Source organism: Paenibacillus sp. YAE3, assembly GCF_057546105.1.
Genome location: NZ_BAAIYF010000004.1, coordinates 448,802 through 466,160 on the forward strand (window position 1 = coordinate 448,802; position 17,359 = coordinate 466,160).

Annotated in this window: 16 protein-coding genes and 1 pseudogene; 11 read left to right on the forward strand and 6 right to left on the reverse strand. The window is 54.3% G+C overall.

Features of this window, described 5'->3' with window-relative positions; translation table 11 throughout:
* The first annotated feature begins 59 nt into the window (after window positions 1-59).
* From AC27KL_RS10755 to AC27KL_RS10780, 6 genes are all read left to right on the forward strand, one after another.
* Window positions 60-1,073 (forward strand): endo-1,4-beta-xylanase, encoded by a 1,014-nt coding sequence (locus AC27KL_RS10755; RefSeq protein WP_487169642.1) that lies wholly within the window; start codon window positions 60-62, stop codon window positions 1,071-1,073.
* Window positions 1,074-1,354: 281 nt separating this feature from the next.
* Window positions 1,355-3,052, forward strand: a complete 1,698-nt coding sequence (locus tag AC27KL_RS10760; protein ID WP_487169685.1) for a sensor histidine kinase — start codon at window positions 1,355-1,357, stop codon at window positions 3,050-3,052.
* Window positions 3,049-3,837: a response regulator gene (locus AC27KL_RS10765; protein ID WP_487169643.1), complete on the forward strand. Its 789-nt coding sequence runs from the start codon at window positions 3,049-3,051 to the stop codon at window positions 3,835-3,837. Before AC27KL_RS10760 ends, AC27KL_RS10765 begins: the two co-directional genes overlap by 4 nt.
* Window positions 3,838-3,949: 112 nt before the next feature.
* Window positions 3,950-5,275, forward strand: coding sequence for an extracellular solute-binding protein (locus AC27KL_RS10770; protein ID WP_036707970.1), 1,326 nt, complete (start codon window positions 3,950-3,952; stop codon window positions 5,273-5,275).
* A 99-nt stretch (window positions 5,276-5,374) separates the two neighbouring features.
* On the forward strand, window positions 5,375-6,256 hold the full coding sequence (locus AC27KL_RS10775; RefSeq protein ID WP_036707971.1) for a carbohydrate ABC transporter permease: 882 nt from the start codon (window positions 5,375-5,377) through the stop codon (window positions 6,254-6,256).
* A 49-nt stretch (window positions 6,257-6,305) separates the two neighbouring features.
* Window positions 6,306-7,151 (forward strand): carbohydrate ABC transporter permease, encoded by an 846-nt coding sequence (locus AC27KL_RS10780; protein ID WP_373316233.1) that lies wholly within the window; start codon window positions 6,306-6,308, stop codon window positions 7,149-7,151.
* 215 nt (window positions 7,152-7,366) lie between these two features.
* On the opposite strand, the gene AC27KL_RS10785 is transcribed toward AC27KL_RS10780, so the two are convergent.
* On the reverse strand, window positions 7,367-8,974 hold the full coding sequence (locus AC27KL_RS10785) for a glycoside hydrolase family 43 protein (protein WP_487169644.1): 1,608 nt from the start codon (window positions 8,972-8,974) through the stop codon (window positions 7,367-7,369).
* A gap of 189 nt (window positions 8,975-9,163) precedes the next feature.
* On the opposite strand from AC27KL_RS10785, the gene AC27KL_RS10790 reads away from it, so the two are divergent.
* Window positions 9,164-10,045: a helix-turn-helix domain-containing protein gene (locus AC27KL_RS10790; protein ID WP_487169645.1), complete on the forward strand. Its 882-nt coding sequence runs from the start codon at window positions 9,164-9,166 to the stop codon at window positions 10,043-10,045.
* Between the two features lie 399 nt (window positions 10,046-10,444).
* On the forward strand, window positions 10,445-11,704 hold the full coding sequence (tyrS, locus tag AC27KL_RS10795) for a tyrosine--tRNA ligase (protein ID WP_487169646.1): 1,260 nt from the start codon (window positions 10,445-10,447) through the stop codon (window positions 11,702-11,704).
* Window positions 11,705-11,781: 77 nt separating this feature from the next.
* Here the strand turns inward: tyrS and AC27KL_RS10800 are convergent.
* The 4 genes and pseudogenes from AC27KL_RS10800 to AC27KL_RS10815 form a co-directional block, all read right to left on the reverse strand.
* A pseudogene (locus AC27KL_RS10800) lies at window positions 11,782-11,967 on the reverse strand (IS3 family transposase); the annotation flags it as partial.
* Between the two features lie 131 nt (window positions 11,968-12,098).
* Window positions 12,099-12,380, reverse strand: coding sequence for a hypothetical protein (locus AC27KL_RS10805; RefSeq protein ID WP_339321700.1), 282 nt, complete (start codon window positions 12,378-12,380; stop codon window positions 12,099-12,101).
* A 218-nt stretch (window positions 12,381-12,598) separates the two neighbouring features.
* Entirely contained in the window at window positions 12,599-12,883 is a 285-nt protein-coding gene (locus AC27KL_RS10810; protein ID WP_487169647.1) for a hypothetical protein, read from the reverse strand.
* 160 nt (window positions 12,884-13,043) lie between these two features.
* A complete protein-coding gene (locus tag AC27KL_RS10815) occupies window positions 13,044-13,169 on the reverse strand; it encodes a cytochrome P450 (RefSeq protein ID WP_445164698.1) in 126 nt (41 codons plus the stop codon).
* A gap of 188 nt (window positions 13,170-13,357) precedes the next feature.
* Between AC27KL_RS10815 and AC27KL_RS10820 the strand changes: the two genes are divergently transcribed.
* Window positions 13,358-14,026, forward strand: a complete 669-nt coding sequence (locus AC27KL_RS10820; protein WP_445164697.1) for a L,D-transpeptidase family protein — start codon at window positions 13,358-13,360, stop codon at window positions 14,024-14,026.
* Between the two features lie 101 nt (window positions 14,027-14,127).
* Window positions 14,128-14,337 carry a hypothetical protein gene (locus AC27KL_RS10825; protein ID WP_339321698.1) on the forward strand — a complete coding sequence of 70 codons (210 nt, stop codon included), beginning with the start codon at window positions 14,128-14,130 and terminating at the stop codon, window positions 14,335-14,337.
* A 46-nt stretch (window positions 14,338-14,383) separates the two neighbouring features.
* Here the strand turns inward: AC27KL_RS10825 and pdxR are convergent, their stop codons facing one another.
* Window positions 14,384-15,847, reverse strand: coding sequence for a MocR-like pyridoxine biosynthesis transcription factor PdxR (gene pdxR / locus AC27KL_RS10830; protein WP_487169648.1), 1,464 nt, complete (start codon window positions 15,845-15,847; stop codon window positions 14,384-14,386).
* 494 nt (window positions 15,848-16,341) lie between these two features.
* Between pdxR and bioB the strand changes: the two genes are divergently transcribed.
* The gene (gene bioB / locus AC27KL_RS10835) at window positions 16,342-17,337 is read left to right on the forward strand and encodes a biotin synthase BioB (RefSeq protein WP_487169649.1); all 996 of its coding nucleotides are present in this window, start codon (window positions 16,342-16,344) and stop codon (window positions 17,335-17,337) included.
* Window positions 17,338-17,359: the final 22 nt, after the last annotated feature.

A 17,359-nucleotide genomic window follows, 5' to 3' on the forward strand; every position in this document is an offset into this window, starting at 1 on the left:
CGGTGCTTCCCGAAGATCCGAATCCATCGTTTTACGGAAAGCAGAAGGGGGAGAGGTTCATGAATCAATCAAAGACGGCCGAGGCAGCGTTAAAAGACGTGTTTGCGGACGATTTCAAGATCGGGGCGGCGGTCAGCTCCGGGACAATTCAAACGCAAGAGGAACTTTTGAAGCGGCATTTTAACAGCGTGACGGCGGAAAACGAGATGAAGTTCGAGAATATTCATCCGGCGGAGGACGTCTACGCGTTTGACGAGTCCGACACAATCGTCGATTTTGCGCGCCGGCACGGCATGGCTGTGCGGGGACATACGCTGGTGTGGCATAACCAAACCGGAGACTGGCTGTTTCAGGACGGGGACGGACGCCCCGCCGGCAAGGAGGTTCTGCTGGAGCGGCTTCGCTCCCATATCGAAACCGTTGTCGGACGGTACAAAGGCGAGATTTATGCCTGGGACGTCGTCAATGAAGCGGTCGCCGACGAGGGCGGCGAACTGCTCCGGCCGTCGAAATGGCTGGATATCGCAGGTCCAGGCTTTATCTCCAAAGCGTTTGAATTCGCGCATGAAGCAGATCCAAACGCCCGGTTGTTCTACAACGACTATAATGAATCCCATCCGCATAAACGCGACAAAATCTACGTCTTGGTCAAGTCGCTGCTCGAACAGGGCGTTCCGATCCACGGCATCGGCCTGCAGGCGCACTGGAACATTTTCGATCCGTCGCTTGACGATATCCGCGCGGCAATCGAAAAATACGCCTCCCTGGGGCTGGAGCTTCAGCTGACGGAGCTGGACGTGTCGGTTTTCAGGTTTGACGACCGGCGGACGGATCTGGCGGAGCCCGAGCCCGGCATGCTGGAACGGCAGGCCGAGGTGTACGAAGCGGTGTTCCGGCTGCTGAAGGAATACCGCGGGACGGTCAGCGCCGTCACGTTCTGGGGAGCCGCGGACGATTATACGTGGCTGGACGATTTTCCGGTGCGCGGCCGTAAAAACTGGCCGTTCCTGTTCGACGAGCGGCACCGGCCGAAACCGGCCTATGACCGCGTGGCCCGGCTTGCGGGAAAATAAATTTCCGGGAGTTCGAACGAAAGAACGGGTCTGAGGCCAAGGCGGAAAGAGGAAAAAGCCCGATAGAATGGAAAAAACGGTTGGCTGAAGCGCTCTGAAGAAGGGCGCTTTTTCCGTTGCTTCCGGATGCCGTGCCATGCGGAAGGCGCGACGCTCTCGTCAGCCGGCGCGTTTTTGGTGTACAATGCAGGCAGACATGGGGAGCTTCAAGGGGGAGAAGTGAGTTGTTGATACATTTGGGAAAAAGGAACACGCTGCGCAACCAAATCTTTCTTGGATTCATGCTGGTCATGTGTATCATTTTGGCGCTTGTCGGCTTTTTTATGTTCGACCGGGTGTCGGTGCTGCTCCGCAACAACGCCCAGAAGCATATTCAGCAGACGGCGGTGCAGGCTGCCGGACAGCTGGACGCGCTGCTGCAGCAGATCGACATGCTGTCGACGCAGGTGGCGACGGATGCGACGATTCAATCGCTGCTGGGCCGGGAGGTGCGGGGGGAGCGGGTCAGCTTCGCCATGCGCCAGTCGCTGCAACAAGAGGTGCGAAAATACGAAGCTTACACGACCGGAATCCGTTCGCTGGAGCTGTATACGACCGATTACCGGAGCCTGGTGCCCCTGTACGACCTCGAGCTTACCGACCGAGTGTCCGCCGCCTGGATCCAAAGGGTGGACCAAAACGGGGGCAAGCTGGTCTGGCTCGGCCTGGATCCGCTCGATCCGGACACGGTCGTCGCGATCCGGCAGGTCAGGCTGATGGACGAATCTTTTGCCCACGGCGGTTACGTGCTCGTCCGGATCGACAAAAGCTATTTTGCGCTCTCCGACATCCATTCCGCGACCGAAACGCAGGAGACGATGGGGTTGTTCGATGAAGCGGGCAGAAAAATATTTTCCAGCTTCGGGCCGGCGATCCTTTCCCGGCAGGTGCTTCACCGCGACGGGGAGACGATCGGGCTGGGCGGCGAAGCGTACATCGCCGTCGAACGCCAGTCCAAAAAAACCGGCTGGGATCTTGTCATTTTGACGCCGGTGAATTATACGACCGAGGGCATTTCGGTGCTGCGGACGGTCATTATCGTGTCCGGCCTCGCCGGGGCGCTGCTTTTCCTGGTCTTGAGCTTCATGCTGTCCACGATGATCACCCGGCCGATCTTGAACCTGATCAAAGCGATGCGCGGCTCCAGGTTCGGCAATTTGAAGCGCAATACGATCGACTCCTCCACGATGGAACTCCAGGAGCTGAACAACACGTACAACCAGATGGTGGATTCGCTCAACGAGCTGATCGAGGTCGTATACCAGAAGGAGATCATCCAGAGCCGGACGGAATTGAAAGCGCTGCAGGCGCAAATCAACCCCCATTTTCTGTTCAACACGTTGGAAGCGTTCTATTGGGCGTTGGAGGATCAGGGGGAGGAAGAGCTGGCGCAAATCGTCGTGGCCATGTCCGGCCTGTTCCGGTACGTCATTAACCGGTCCGACGACGAAGAGTGGGTAACGATCGGGGACGAGCTGGATCATGCGGCCAGGTATTTGACGATCATGAAAATGCGCATGCTGGACCGGCTGGCCTGGCGGATCGACGCCGATGAAGCTTGCCGCATGGTTCCGCTGCCGAAGCTGCTCATCCAGCCGCTCGTCGAAAACGCCATTTTGCACGGCGTCGAGCAGCGTACCGGTCCGGGCATGGTCGTGCTGGAGGTACGGCCTTCCGAACGCGAGGGGTATACGCGCATTACGGTGACGGACGACGGCCCGGGAATGTCCGCCGACAAAATATCCTCGATCCACGAAGCGATGCGGGAAGGTTACATGAGCTCCTCCAAAGGGAAGGGCGTCGGCATCGTCAACGTGGAGCGGCGGCTTCGGCTGTATTACATGGACAAAGCGGAAGGGCTTTCGATTCGCAGCGAGGAAGGGAAAGGCACGACGGTTTCTTTGGAAATACCTGATGACGGAAAGGGGAGATCCCAATGAAAAATATTCTTGTCGTGGACGACGAACCGCGGACGAGGGAAGGCATCCGCAAAACGTTGGAGATGTGGTCCTCGGGACGTTACCGGATCGAAATCGCCTCAAGCGGCGGGGAAGCGCTGACTTGGCTGGAGAACCATGACGCGAGCCTGCTCGTGACCGATATCCGCATGCCGGAAATCAACGGGCTTGAACTCGTGGAGCGGATCGCCGGCATGCCTCATCCTCCGGTCGTCATTATCATTTCGGGCCATTCCGATTTCGAATACGCGCGCACCGCGCTGAAATTCGGGGTCGTCGATTATTTGCTGAAGCCGCTGGACAAAACCAAGCTCGTCCAGGCGGTGGAAACGGCGTTGCAGCGGGAGCAGTGGAACGGCCGGATCGAACGGATGCGGAAGCTGGTGGACCCCAAGCTGCTCGAAACGGTTCAGGAAGAAAAGGTCTACAGCCCCCAGGTCCAAAAGGCGCTCCAGTACATCGACGAGCATCTGGGGGAATCGGTCTCGCTGCGCGAAACCGCCGAACATCTGCATATGAATGCGAGCTATTTCAGCGTTCACTTCAAGGAGCAGACGGGGCTTACGTTCAGCGATTACGTCACCAGGCGGAGAGTACAGCGGGCGAAGGAACTGCTGACCGGCACAAGGCTGTCCATCGCAGAAATCGCGGAGCAGGCCGGTTACCAGACGCCCAAATATTTCGTGAAGGTGTTCCGTTCCCTGGAAGGGGTAAGTCCGGGGCAGTACAGGCAGCAGTGGCTGGACGAGGATGCGAAGATCCAATAAAAGTGGTATGAGTCCCAATCTCTCTGACCTTACGGCCCGGGCGGCGCGCTGATACACTTTAGGTAAGCGGTTGCAACCTGTCTACAGATAACGAAAAAAGGGGCTGTGAAAGATGTTCGGTAAAAAATGGGGCGTTTTGCTATTGACGCTGTGCGTCGCGTTGTTTGCGGCCGGCTGCGGCCAAAAGGACGAAGGTTCGAATGCATCCTCCTCCGCAGGCGGCGACAAGGCCGGCGAAAAAGTAACGATCAAGTTTATGCATTTATGGCCTGAAGGCGTATCCGCCGGGCAGAACAAAATCGTCAACCAGATCATAAACGACTATCAAAAAGAGCACCCGAACGTCACGATCAAGCAGGAAGTGCTCGACAACGAGCAGTACAAAAACAAACTGAAAGTGTTGTCCGCTTCCAACGAGCTGCCGGACGTCGGCGTGACCTGGGCGGCCGGATTCCTGAAGCCTTACGTCGAAGGTAACCTGTTTGCGCCGGTCGATGACCTGCTGAGCGGCGAGCTGAAGGACAAGTTCGTGGCCGGCACGACCGAAGCTTACGCGATCGACGGCAAAACGTATGCGCTTCCGCTTGAATTCAACATTGCGCCGATCTATTACAATAAAGCGATTTTCAAGAAATACAATCTCGAAGTTCCGCAAACCTACGAGCAATTTAAGGCGGTATCAAAAACGCTTTCCGACAACGGCGTCGCGCCGATCGCGCTCGGCAACAAGGACCGCTGGACCGGATCGCTTTGGTACATGTACCTCGCCGACCGCATTGCCGGGCAAAAAGCGCTTGCGGACGCGATCGCCGGCTCCGGTTCGTTCAAGGACCCGGGTCTCGTGCAGGCGGCCAAGGAAGTGCAGTCGCTGGTAGACAGCAATGCGTTTATCAAGGGCTTTAACGGATTGTCCAACGAGGAAGGCAAATCCGAGTTTTTGAACGGCAAAGCGGCCATGTACCTGATGGGCACGTGGGAACTGCCGAACTATACGACCAATGAAGAGATTCCGAAGGAATTCCGCGACAACGTCGGCTTTTTCAAATTCCCGACGGTGGAAGGCGGCAAAGGCAATATCGACAGCTGGGTGGGCGGCCCGGGCGTAGGCCTGTTCGTATCCCAAAATTCCGAAGTGAAAGAAGAAGCCAAAGCTTTTGTGGAGTATTTCGTGACCAAATGGGGCGAGCAATCGGTCACCGGCGCGGGCGTCATTCCGGCGACCAAAGTGGATACGTCTTCCCTTGATTTGCCTCAATTGTACATCGATCTGTTCAACGAAATGAATAAAGCGAGCAGCATTACCCTGTTTGCGGACGTACAAATGCCGGCCAACGCGGCCGAGACGCATCTGAACAACATTCAGGCGCTGTTCGGCAAAGCCGTCTCCCCTGAGCAATTTTCGGAAGAACATGACAAGGCGATTGCGAAGGGCAACTAACGAGAAGAAGGGTACGGGAGAAGCAAACACGCACTGAATCCGGCCGTCAGGCCGGATCAGTTTTTCCCGGCATCCTCATCCAGAAAGGAGACGGAAGCGATGGACAAGGTCATGTCCAACAAAAAAATGATTGCGCTGTACGTGCTGCCCGCGCTGCTGCTGATATTGGCCATAGTTTATATTCCGATCGTTTTGACCGCTTATTACGGGCTGAACGAGTGGAACGGCATCGGCCGCATGAAGTTCGTCGGGCTGGACAATTACGCGGAGCTGCTTGGGGACCGCACCTTCTGGAACAGCGCCTGGCATTCCCTGCTGCTTGCCGTTTTTTCGTGCGCGAGCTTGCTTGTTTACCTGGCGATCGCGATGGTGCTGGCCGCCCGGATCAAAGGCGCCAACCTGTTCCGGAAAATATATTTGATCCCGATGCTGCTGTCTTCGGTGGCCATTGCGCAGCTGTGGCTGCGGATTTACCATCCGTCGAACGGCATCGTCAACAGCGTGCTGGAGTCGCTTGGTTTTGCCAATCCCCCTGCATGGCTGTCGGAGCCGAAGCTGGTGCTGTTTGCCCTGTTCGTTCCGATTTTGTGGCAGTATGCGGGTTTCTATATTTTGATCTATTACGCCGCCCTCAAAAACATCCCATCCTCGCTGGAGGAGGCGGCAAAAATTGACGGGGCGAACTCCTGGCAGATCGCCTGGAAAATCAAGCTGCCCCTGGCCATGGAAGTGATCAAGGTGACGATCGTGCTGGCTGCGGTCGGTTCCTTGAAGTATTTCGATTTGATCTACGTCATGACCGACGGCGGACCCAACGGCTCGAGCGAAGTGATGGCGTCCTACATGTATCATACGGCGTTCCGTGCTTATGATTTCGGCTACGGCAGCGCGATCGGCTTTTTCCTGCTGGTCATCTGTCTCGTCGTGACCTGGATCATCCGCAAGCTGACCGCCACGAAAGATACGATTCAATATTCCTAAGGAGGGCCGCTTTATGACGTCCGAAGCTTTGTTGCCGCCTGCCCGGCAGATGTCGCCGAAGTCCAAGACGGGCAAAAAAATCGGTTACGGCGTCTTGTACATCGTATTGACGGCCGTTGCCGCCCTGCAGCTGCTGCCGCTCGTCTGGCTGTTCTTTTTCTCTTTGAAAAACAATCAGGAAGTGTTCAACCTCCCGCCGCTTTCGCTCCCGACCCATTTCCGCTGGGAAAACTACGAAAAGGTATGGAGCGCGGGCAATATCAGCGTTTATTTTCTGAACAGCGTATGGATCACGATCGCCGCGTCGGCCCTGACGATTATGCTGGGAAGCCTCGCGACGTTCGCCATGACGCGGATGAAATGGAAGGGAAGCTCGCTTGTGCTCGGCCTGTTTATGGTGGCGATGATGATTCCCGTCCATTCCACGCTGATTCCGTTGTTCAGCATGTTCAACAAAGCCGGGCTGAACGACAATCCGCTGTCGCTGATTTTGTCCTACGTGGCGTTTAACATGCCGATCACGATCATGATCATGCTCGGTTTTTATTACGCGCTGCCGCGGGAAGTGGAGGAGGCGGGAGTGATGGACGGCTGCTCCGTCAACCGCTTGTTTTTCCGGATCGTGCTGCCGATGACCAGCTCGGTCATTGCCACGACGGGCATCATCAACATGATTTATAACTGGAACGAATTCATTTTCGTCAACACGTTCATCAGCTCGGATTCGTACAAGACGCTGACGGTCGGGGTGCAAAACTTTATCGGCCAGTACACGACCGATTGGGGTTCGATCGGGGCGACGCTGATGATCAGCATTTTGCCGATCCTCGTCATGTTCCTGTTCCTGAGCGACCGGATCGTGGAAGGAATCGCCGCCGGCTCGGTGAAAGGTTAAAAAGAAACAAAAGCTTGCCGCGAAGATTGGTTATAGTCTTCGGGCAAGCTTTTATGCTGCCGGCAGGCGGCTTGCATAAAAAGTCCCTTCCAATAACACGTGGAAGGGACTTCATTGTATATAACGGAGGACTGGCGGTAAAGGGGGACCGAGGATCTGCCAAGCAAAAACGATCTGCCTGGGCAGACCGTCTTCGATGAACCAGTTGGCGCTTCTTACCGCGCGATATAGCTGAAATAATCAAAGTCCGCGTGTTGGCGGCGTCCGGACGTATCCTGGCACTGCATGCCGACGAACGCTCCCGTGAAGAACCCGCCGCCCTGGATGTAGTCGTCCGACAGCTTGGAGGAATCGAGCGTCACCGGAAGCGTCGTCCAATCCTTGCCGTCGAACGAATAGGAGTAACGATAAACGTCATCATCGACGTCGACGCGCAAGTACACGTATTCCGCCTCGTCCGGAATCGCAATTTCCCGGCCTTTCAGAGGCTGGTCGAAGACGAAGTTGTCGCAGGTGACGAGCTCCAAAATGCGGCCTTTCTCCTCGTTCCACGTGATCTGGCAGGACGTCCAGTTTTGCGTATTGTAGTAATTGACGAGCCCTGCGGATTGCTGGAAGGTGTCCGGCCTGAAGGCCACCTTGGTTTCCGCCGTAAACCGGAAGTGCTGCCAGCGCCGCGCCACGTAGGCCTGGGTGAACTTGGACGTCAGCGATTCCCGGCCGTACAGGCGAAGATGTCCGGGCCGGTCGGTCAGCGATAACGTCTCCGGTCCTAACGGAATGCGCAGATTTTGAAAATGCAGGTTCAGCACGCTGCCGTCGAAGTCGTCTTTTTCGGGAACATCCGGCTCCCAAGGCATTTCCGGCATGTCCGGTCCTTCGATCTCCAGGGCGGGGGAGTTGCCGCCAACGACGTAAGGCCAGTCGTTCCGCCATTCCAAACGCTGGATCGCCGTCTCCCTGCCAAGCGGGCAATACCCGCGCGGATCCAGGAGCGGTTGGCCTTCCCGCGGCAGCGGCCTGCCCGTCAGATGGACGAGGAACCATTCATCGGTATGAGTCTGCACGATCGAGGCATGTCCGGCTTTTTGCAGCGGATTCCGCGGCGTAGACCATGAAGAGATGAGCGGATTGTCCGGATGCACTTCGTACGGCCCGCGGAGATGTTTGGATCGGGCGATCGTCGCCTGATGGTCGTAACGGGTGCCGCCTTCGGCCGTCAGCAGGTAGTAGTACCCGTTGATTTTATAAAGATGGGGCGCTTCCGTCAGCTTGATGTCGGTACCCTTGAAAATGACTTCCGGTTTGCCGACGAGCGATTGCCGCTCGGCGTCGTATTCCTGCAGCACGATGCCGTAGAAAGGATGATGGCCGACGCGCTGGTCCCACATCATGTTGACGAGGTATTTTTTTCCGTCTTCGTCATGGAACAGCGACGGGTCGAACCCCGAGCTGTTCAAATGGACCGGATCGGACCATTCCCCGTCGATCGTCTCGCACGTGACGAGGTAGTTATGGCAATCTTTCCACTGCCCCTCCGTCACCTTGACGTCGGTGTAAATGAGCCAAAAACGTTCGTCTGCATAAGACAATTGGGGGGCCCAAATGCCGCCCGAATCCGGATTGCCCGTCATGTTAAGCTGGCTGAGCCGGTTAAGCGGTCTGGAAACCAGGCGCCAATGCTTCAAGTCTTTCGAATGGTAAATCCCGACGCCCGGGAACCATTCGAAGGTGGATACAGCAATGTAATAGTCTTCGCCTGCCCGGCAAATGCAAGGATCGGGATTAAAACCGGTAAGGATCGGATTTTGGATGATGGCCATCGTAACACTCCTCTTTCGAAGTCATTACCCATTCCTGTACTTCGGGAACGGGCTTCAATTTATGCTATAATATCTACATCTTATCAATGATATCGGGACGTTCACATATCCATTGCTGGCCGATATTTACCCATTTCGCCCAATCATTTCGAAACAACTGTCAACCTCAATCCCAAGGAGCTGATCGCGATGGAATTCGCCCCCCATCTGATGCGCAAGGAATATATGCTTCCGGATATCGATTCGACCTTCCGCGTGTTTGCCGCCCACTGGCGGACGGTCACCGGCGGATGGAGTTACCCGCTCCACCGGCATCCGCTGTTCGAAGTAAACCTTGTTCTTTCGGGGACCCAGGAAATGTGCGTAAACGGAAGGCAATACACGCAGCAGCCGGGCGACCTCATGCTGCTCAACCCCGGGGACCGGCATGAAAGCCGGGTCGTCGGCGGCGGGGAAATGACGTATTATTGCCTTCACTTCGACGTGGACGAACGGGCCTTTCGCGAGCTGTTATGCCAAAACCGCACCTGCTTTCACGAAGCGGGCAGTCCGCTCGCGGCCGCGATTCGCCCCGCCCTGGACCGGCTGCTGGCGTTAACCTCGGATGAAACGGCGGCTCGCGTGGACTCGCGGATGAGGATCCTGTCCGCTTTGTTCGAGCTGTTTGCGGGCATTAGCGGAACCCTTTCGGAGCAGGAGAGCGGCGCAGCCCACACCCGACACGCCCTGACGGCCTCGCAGATCGCGGCTTTGCTCGAACGGGAGGTCGAGCGGACGCTTGACGACGGCGGGCCCGTTCATATGGCGGGCATCGCGTCGATCGCTGCCAAGGTCGGCTACAGCACGTCGGCGATAAACCGGATTTTTACGCAGGCGTACGGCCTTTCGCCGCGGCAGTACATGTCGGCCTTGATGCTGAAGAAGTCCAAGCTGCTTTTGATGGACCCGGAGTTGTCCATCGAGGCCATTTCTGCAAGGCTCGGCTATCACAATATCGCGCATTTCAGCCGGCAGTTTAAACGCTGGACGGGGGAATCCCCGAGCCGGTTTCGGAGCAGGTATTATAAATAGGGCGCTGCCTGGCCAAGCTAAGGGTATGGTTGACATCAACATGCGATTTCACTATACTGACTGTAATCTTATATGCGATATGCGTTGAAAGAGCCCAGTAGCAAGCTTGGTCCCTGTTCCAGAAAGCCGGGGGTGGTGGAACCCGGCACACACCAAACGCCTGCGAATTACACTCTGGAGCATCCCGGGTAATGCCGGGCGGAGCCGCGAACGATATTTCGCGGATAGAGCGGCATCAACGGCGCGCGGCATGCGCGAACGGCCATTGGTGCAATGTGGGTGGTAACACGGTTATTCGATCGTCCCTATGTCTGAATAGACAAGGGGCGATTTTTGCTTTTTCAACGCCATCACGATGCGGTATAAGGGCATTTTTGACATTAAGGGAGTGTTTTTGCAGTGAATATTATCGACGAGCTTGAATGGCGCGATGCCATCAATCAGCAGACGGACGCCGAAGGCCTCCGGGAATTGACGAGCCAAAAATCGGTCTCGTTGTACTGCGGGGTGGACCCGACCGGCGACAGCATGCATATCGGCCACTTGATCCCGTTTATGGTGCTGAAGCGGTTCCAGCTTGCCGGCCATCGCCCGGTGATTTTGATCGGCGGGGCCACCGGCACGATCGGCGATCCGAGCGGGCGTCAAACGGAGCGTTCGCTGCAATCGCTGGAACAAGTGCAGGCCAACGTGGACGCGCTGACCGCGCAGCTGAAAAAATTGTTCATGACCGAAGGCGACAATCAAATCCGGTTCGTCAACAACTACGACTGGACGCATCAAATCAACGTCATCGAATTTTTGCGCGATTACGGCAAAAACTTCAGCATCAACGCGATGCTTGCGAAGGATGTCGTGGCCAGCCGGCTTGAAAGCGGCATTTCCTTTACCGAATTTTCGTACCAAATCCTGCAGTCGCTCGATTTCCTCCATCTGTACCGGCATGAGGACGTGCAGCTGCAAATCGGCGGCTCCGACCAATGGGGAAATATCACGAGCGGGCTGGACCTCATCCGCAAAAAGGAAGGGCCCGAAGCGAAAGCGTTCGGCTTGACGATTCCGCTAATGCTCAAAGCCGACGGCACGAAATTCGGCAAGACGGCGGGCGGCGCAATCTGGCTGGATCCGAACAAAACGACGCCGTTCGAGTTCTACCAGTTCTGGGCGAACACCGACGACCGCGACGTCGTGAAATATTTGAAATACTTTACGTTCCTGTCCAAAGAAGAAATCGAGGAGCTCGCGCGCAAGGTCGAAACCGAGCCGCATAAACGCGAAGCCCAAAAAACGCTGGCCGAAGAGATGACCCGGTTCGTTCACGGCGAGGAGCTGCTGGAGCAGGCCAAGCGCATTACGGCCGCTTTGTTCAGCGGCGACATCAAATCGCTGACCGCCGATGAAATCGAGCAGGGCTTCAAAGAAATGCCGACGTTCGAAGCGGCGAAGGAATCGAAAAACATCGTCGACTGGCTGGTCGATCTGGGCATCGAGCCGTCCAAACGACAGGCGCGCGAGGATATCAACAACGGCGCCATTTCGATGAACGGCGAGCGGGTGACGGACTTGACGCTGGAAGTGACGGCGGATCACGCGATCGGCGGCCGGTTTATCATCATCCGGAAAGGCAAGAAAAACTACAGCCTGGTGAAAATATCTTAAGTTAAAAAAGCGGAAAGCTTCCTAAGAAAAATGGTCATAGCCCCGTCAAGTAGACAATAAAAAAAGAGAAATTTTCATTAAGCGGCGACTTTTTCCCGAAATTCAATCGGGGAGAGGTCGCCGAGTTTGTTTTGGAAACGTTTCTTGTTGTAAAACGAAATGTACTCCGTAATTTGGACCCTTGCTTCCTCTAGATTTTGTGGCTTCTCCAAATACAACTTTTCGGTTTTAAGATGAGAAAAGAAGGACTCGACGCAAGCGTTGGCGATATTATAGCTGCTAGTACATAAAGCAAAAAGGACTTCCGGATTGATCGGAGGTCCTTTTTTTAGGTTAATTAGTAGAAATTGTCTCAAGGTATTCTTTATCATTGCGATTATTAAATAAAGTTACATTACTTAGTGATTTTTTTTTCTAAGGACCTGTAGCTTTCTTGAAGTTTATTTATTTCCTCTTTCATTGATTTATAAGTGGAATATACCGATGAACCAATGATGATAAGAAGAATGCCAGCAATAGGAAGGAGGTAGCGTAAAATATAAATATTATAATAATACATATCTGGGGTATCTGATCTTGTTGTTCTAGGAATAAAAAGTAATAAGCCTGCTATGATTAGTATAATTCCAACAATGATAGAAAATCCAAAGAACCATTTACTTTTCGATGAATCCAATAATATCACTCCTAATTAAAATAAAGCAGTTGAGTAAAAATACTAATATCGCTCAACCGCTTTGCCGAACAATAAATTAACCTTTGTAATTTGATAAATAATAAAGCTGTGGCCCAAAATCTTTTAAAGATGCCGTTGGGCTCACCTGACCATAGTAGTAAATATCAAAGGTCCAAAGAAATTTAGCAAGTGATTGATAGTTCTGTGTTAGTCCAGTATCAATAGTTGAAATTGTTGCATTTAATTGTAAAGTAATCATTATATTTATCCCAATATACGCCCTTGGATTTCAAAATTGCCATACCCGCTGTTTTAGGATATTGCCCGTTTTCTGGATAGTAAGATATGCTTTGCTCGTTTTCTTCTCGGGAATTTTTTTGAGAAAATGAAATTGGAATAGAGGCACTTGCTAATTTTCCTGCAAGTCCAATTCCTAAGTCAAACGATACGTCTGCAACCCCTGTTTGTTTTGAATACGTTCCTGTCCACTTAGAGTAGTTCACGGTTGTATTATATCCTGGTGCAATATGACCTTTCAAATCATTTACTGATGCTTTGCCATTGTGAATAGTAAAATTGGAAGTATTGGAATATAACGCGCTGTCTATATAAGTACTTTCTTTTAGGGTCAGTGTTGTGTATGCGGTAGATACTGTCGCTCATTCATACAACAACGACATCACCCTTTTTCAAATCGACGCCGAGCACGTTGTTATCCTGTTTGACGGTACGGTCCATTTTGGAAATATTGAAGCGGTAACGCAGCATTTCCTTTACGGTGTTTGGCACCAGCTCCCGGTTCGCCGGACTTGCCCGTAGATCATATGCCCCATACTGGAAGCGGCCGCAATGACAATGCCGTGCTTCGGAGCAACAACCGCTGCATAAAAAAACGGTTCGATCGCAAACTTTTATAAAAGACCAACGAAAAGTGGGGACTGGCGTTGCAGCGAAACATGTTTGGGTATTCTGTCCGCATGATGCTTTTATGCTTTTTGTTTAACTGGGTATGGGGCGCTCAAACGGATTCGGCGTTTGCAGAACCTTCACTTCCCATCGTCGCCGACGAAGGGGAATTCGCCATCGAGGTTTATCCCGACAAACATCGGCTTATCGTCAAAAGAAAGGGCCTGATCGTCAAGAAATATGCCGTCGCGGTTGGAAACCCCTCCACCCCAACCCCGATCGGAGAATACAAAGTGGTTTACAAAGGAACAAACTGGGGACCGGCTTTCGGCCCCAGATGGCTTGGATTAAACGTTCCTTGGGGCATTTACGGCATTCACGGCACCAATAAAGCCTATTCCATCGGCCAGCACGCAAGCCACGGCTGCGTCCGCATGAACAACGCCGACGTGATTCGTTTGTACGACATGATTCCGATCGGGACGAAAGTCACGATCCACGGCCATGTCTTGGGCGAACCGCAACAAAATCCGAGAGACCTCGCCGAAGGCGACGTCGGCGGGGACGTGCAGCTCATCCAATCCCGCCTGAAAAGCGCGGGATACTTTCATGGCGCATGCGACGGAAGGTTCGGCCCTGGGACCACCGCCGCCGTCAAAAGATTGCAGCGCGAACGTCAATGGAGGCAGGATGGCGTCGTTTCGCGGAAAATTTACGAGGAGCTCGGATTGTGGGAGTAAACTGGATGGTTCAAACGGGCGGGTCAATGGATGGTGTCAGGACCCGACCGTTTGATTATAATGAGACATGTTCAGGTAGGACCCATGGTAGGAGGGGAAAGATGTTCTGGTTATTGGTGATGGCCGTGCTCGTGATGGCGGCCGGTTTTGTCGCAACCATGATGATCGGGCAATCGAAGAGCAATAAAGAGAGCGATCCGAATTACTTCAAGCACACGGGGAAAAAGTGGGGGCGCCTCAGCGGAATTTATGTCGCCTGCATCATCGTGCTTGCCGTCATCATGATTATGGTTGGAACGGGCAAATCATAAAAGGACACATGGAAAAACGGCCGCGCTTCGAACCGCGCGGCCGTTTTTATTTTGCTTTTTTTACGGTCGGGTAGGAATCGGTCAATCCGCGCAGAGCTTCGGCGAATTTTGCGATTCCCGGGCCGATCTCTTCCGCTTTTGCCCGTCCGAACGTAAACCTGACGTACCCCGAATCGGAGCCGTACACGCTACCCGGCACGAACACGACCCCCTTTTTGATCGCCTCTTCCAGCAGCTTGGCATCGCTCACTCTTGGAACGAGTCGGCACCACAGGTGGATGCCGCCTTGCGGAACATGAAAACGGACGGAATCCGGCAGTTCTTGTTGAAGAGCCTCGACGAGCAGGTCCCGCTTCCGCCGGAGCTGCGTGCGCAAACGATGCAGATGCGGTTCGAAATAAGGCGATTCCAGGAACCGGGCCGCAACCTGCTGCGGTATGACGCTGAGTCCGAAATCCATTTGCTGCCTGGCATCCGCAAGCCGTTCCACGATGGAATGGGGGGCGACCATCCAGCCGACGCGCAGGCCGGCAGCGGCCATTTTGCTAAAAGAGCCGATATGCAGAATCGAGCCGACCCGATCCATGGATTTCAGCGGCGAACGGGGGATGCCTGCATAATCCGTCAAGCTGTAGGGATCGTCCTCCACGATCGGCAGGCCGAGTTCGCTTGCGACTTCCAGCAGCGCTCCGCGCCTCTCGTCCGACAAAAGCGTCCCCGTCGGATTTTGGAAATTCGGGTTGACGAATATCATTTTGATGCGGTGTTTTTTGTGCAGCGAGCGGATCTCCTCCGGCAGGATCCCCTCCTCGTCGGCCGGAAGGCGGACCAGCCGGAGCCCTGCGGACTGGAACATCGGCAGCGAATAATGATACGACGGATCTTCGATCGCCACCGCGTCCCCGGGAGACAATAAACATTGCGTGATCAAATAAAGCGACTGCTGGGATCCCGAAGTGATCAAAATCGACGATTCCGTCGCCTGGATTCCGCGATACCGGTCCAGGTACGATGCGACGGCTTGCCTTAAAGGCATGTATCCTTGCGGGTGGTCGTACCCCAAGTATGAAGGATAGGGATTAGTTCCCATCAGTTCGGTCATTTCCTCGATCGGCGCCAAATCCGCGGACAACTCTCCGCTCGCAAAATCGATCAGCGCCGGGTTTTGCTGAAGCGCTTCGCGTATGCGCCGCAAAAACGGCAAGTTCGGCAAAAAACTCCCGCCTTCGGCATACCGCTTCCAGTTCGGGGTATGTTTGGGCACGGCCCCCCATTTGAATTTGCTTACCCGCGTCCCGCTCCCCGGCCGGCTTTCGATAATCCCCATGGAGCGAAGCTCGCCGAACGCCAAAATGACCGTGCTCCGGTTGACCCCAAGCTGTTCGGCCAGTTTCCTTTCGGACGGGAGCAGGCTCCCCGGAGGAAATTCGCCGTAAGAAATCCGCTGCTCGAGATGATCCGCAATTTGTTCGTAGAGCGGTTTTGGGTTATTTCGGTCGGGCTTCCACATCGTTTTTTCACTTCCTACGGCAAATAATAACTTGTCTTTGCTTATTATCATACCATCTGCCCGCGAAAAATCAGGATGCCTTTTTAACGTAAGGTTGACAATTCTTTGCCCGTTCGGCGGGGGGACAGCGCGCGGCAGTCTTTTTGCGTGGCTGCAGGCTTGGAGCCGAGGCCTTTTTTAGGCATAAAGAGGGTTGATAACCATTCAAAAAATTCGGCATTTTCGCTCCATGAAACGGGTAGGAGGGCTAGAGACATCGGCGCATAGGCCCTTTACAAGAAAATTATGGTTTGATAGAATGGCACTATTCTATTGTTAACCAATTTTAATATAATAGGTTGACGATTGGTAAGAGATCAAGCTCTTCGACGTGAACGGCCGGCGGTCGTCTTGATGCCGCCTTGTCTTCGGCTGCGCGGCATCGACCGGAAAACGATCCGGCTGAGAACCGGTCAAAGCGGTTTTATCCATAAATGATAAGGGGGATTCATTCCATGAACATGATTTCGGTCAACCCGTGGCGGGAGCTTGCCCAAAAAGCGCTGAACGGAGAACGGATATCGATGGAGGAGGCTTTGGCGGTGCTCCGATCCGACGACGATGAGCTGCTGCCGATCCTGCAGGCGGCTTTTGAGGTGCGAAAGCATTACTACGGAAAAAAAGTGAAGCTGAATATGATCATTAACGCCAAAAGCGGCCTTTGTCCCGAAAATTGCGGGTATTGCTCGCAATCGATCGTATCGACGGCGCCGATCGAAAAATACACCCTTCTGGACAAGGAAACGCTGTTGGCCGGGGCGCGCGAAGCCATGTCGCGCAAGGCGGGAACGTACTGCATCGTCGCTTCCGGCAGAGGCCCGACGGACCGGGAGCTGGATCAGGTGGTCGATGCGGTCAAGGAAATCCGGGAAACGATGCCGCTCAAAATTTGCGCTTGCCTGGGCCTGCTGAAGGAAGGCCAGGCCGAGCGCCTTGCGGAGGCAGGCGTGCACCGGTACAACCACAATCTGAATACCAGCCGAACGAACTATCCATCGATTACGACGACGCATACCTACGACCAGCGCGTGGAGACAGTGGAGAAGGTAAAAGCTCACGGGATGTCCCCTTGTTCCGGCGTCATTATCGGCATGGGGGAAACCGAGGGGGAAATCGTCGAAATGGCGTACGCGCTTCGGGAGCTGGACGCCGATTCGATTCCGGTCAACTTCCTGAATGCCATACCCGGGACTCCGCTGGAAAACGCGGGACGCACGGCGCCGATCAAAGCGCTCAAGGTGTTGGCGTTGTTCCGGTTCATTTGCCCGTCAAAAGAAATCCGCGTCGCCGGGGGGCGCGAGGTCAACCTTCGTTCCCTGCAGCCGCTGGCGTTGTATGCCGCCAATTCGCTTTTTGTCGGCGATTATCTGACGACGGCAGGCCAGGAAGTTACGGCGGATCACCAGATTATCGAGGATTTGGGATTTGAGATCGAGCTGAATGCCCTGTAAAAGGCCCAAGTTTCTAACGGAT

Excerpts from the sequence above, each read along its gene's own strand:
- AC27KL_RS10755 (WP_487169642.1), top strand. The coding sequence starts at position 60 with ATGAATCAATCAAAGACGGCCGAGGCAGCGTTAAAAGACGTGTTTGCG.
- AC27KL_RS10760 (WP_487169685.1), top strand. The coding sequence starts at position 1,355 with ATGCTGGTCATGTGTATCATTTTGGCGCTTGTCGGCTTTTTTATGTTC.
- AC27KL_RS10765 (WP_487169643.1), top strand. The coding sequence starts at position 3,049 with ATGAAAAATATTCTTGTCGTGGACGACGAACCGCGGACGAGGGAAGGC.
- AC27KL_RS10770 (WP_036707970.1), top strand. The coding sequence starts at position 3,950 with ATGTTCGGTAAAAAATGGGGCGTTTTGCTATTGACGCTGTGCGTCGCG.
- AC27KL_RS10775 (WP_036707971.1), top strand. The coding sequence starts at position 5,375 with ATGGACAAGGTCATGTCCAACAAAAAAATGATTGCGCTGTACGTGCTG.
- AC27KL_RS10780 (WP_373316233.1), top strand. The coding sequence starts at position 6,306 with ATGTCGCCGAAGTCCAAGACGGGCAAAAAAATCGGTTACGGCGTCTTG.
- AC27KL_RS10785 (WP_487169644.1), bottom strand. The coding sequence starts at position 8,974 with ATGGCCATCATCCAAAATCCGATCCTTACCGGTTTTAATCCCGATCCT.
- AC27KL_RS10790 (WP_487169645.1), top strand. The coding sequence starts at position 9,164 with ATGGAATTCGCCCCCCATCTGATGCGCAAGGAATATATGCTTCCGGAT.
- AC27KL_RS10820 (WP_445164697.1), top strand. The coding sequence starts at position 13,358 with ATGATGCTTTTATGCTTTTTGTTTAACTGGGTATGGGGCGCTCAAACG.
- AC27KL_RS10825 (WP_339321698.1), top strand. The coding sequence starts at position 14,128 with ATGTTCTGGTTATTGGTGATGGCCGTGCTCGTGATGGCGGCCGGTTTT.
- pdxR (WP_487169648.1), bottom strand. The coding sequence starts at position 15,847 with ATGTGGAAGCCCGACCGAAATAACCCAAAACCGCTCTACGAACAAATT.
- bioB (WP_487169649.1), top strand. The coding sequence starts at position 16,342 with ATGAACATGATTTCGGTCAACCCGTGGCGGGAGCTTGCCCAAAAAGCG.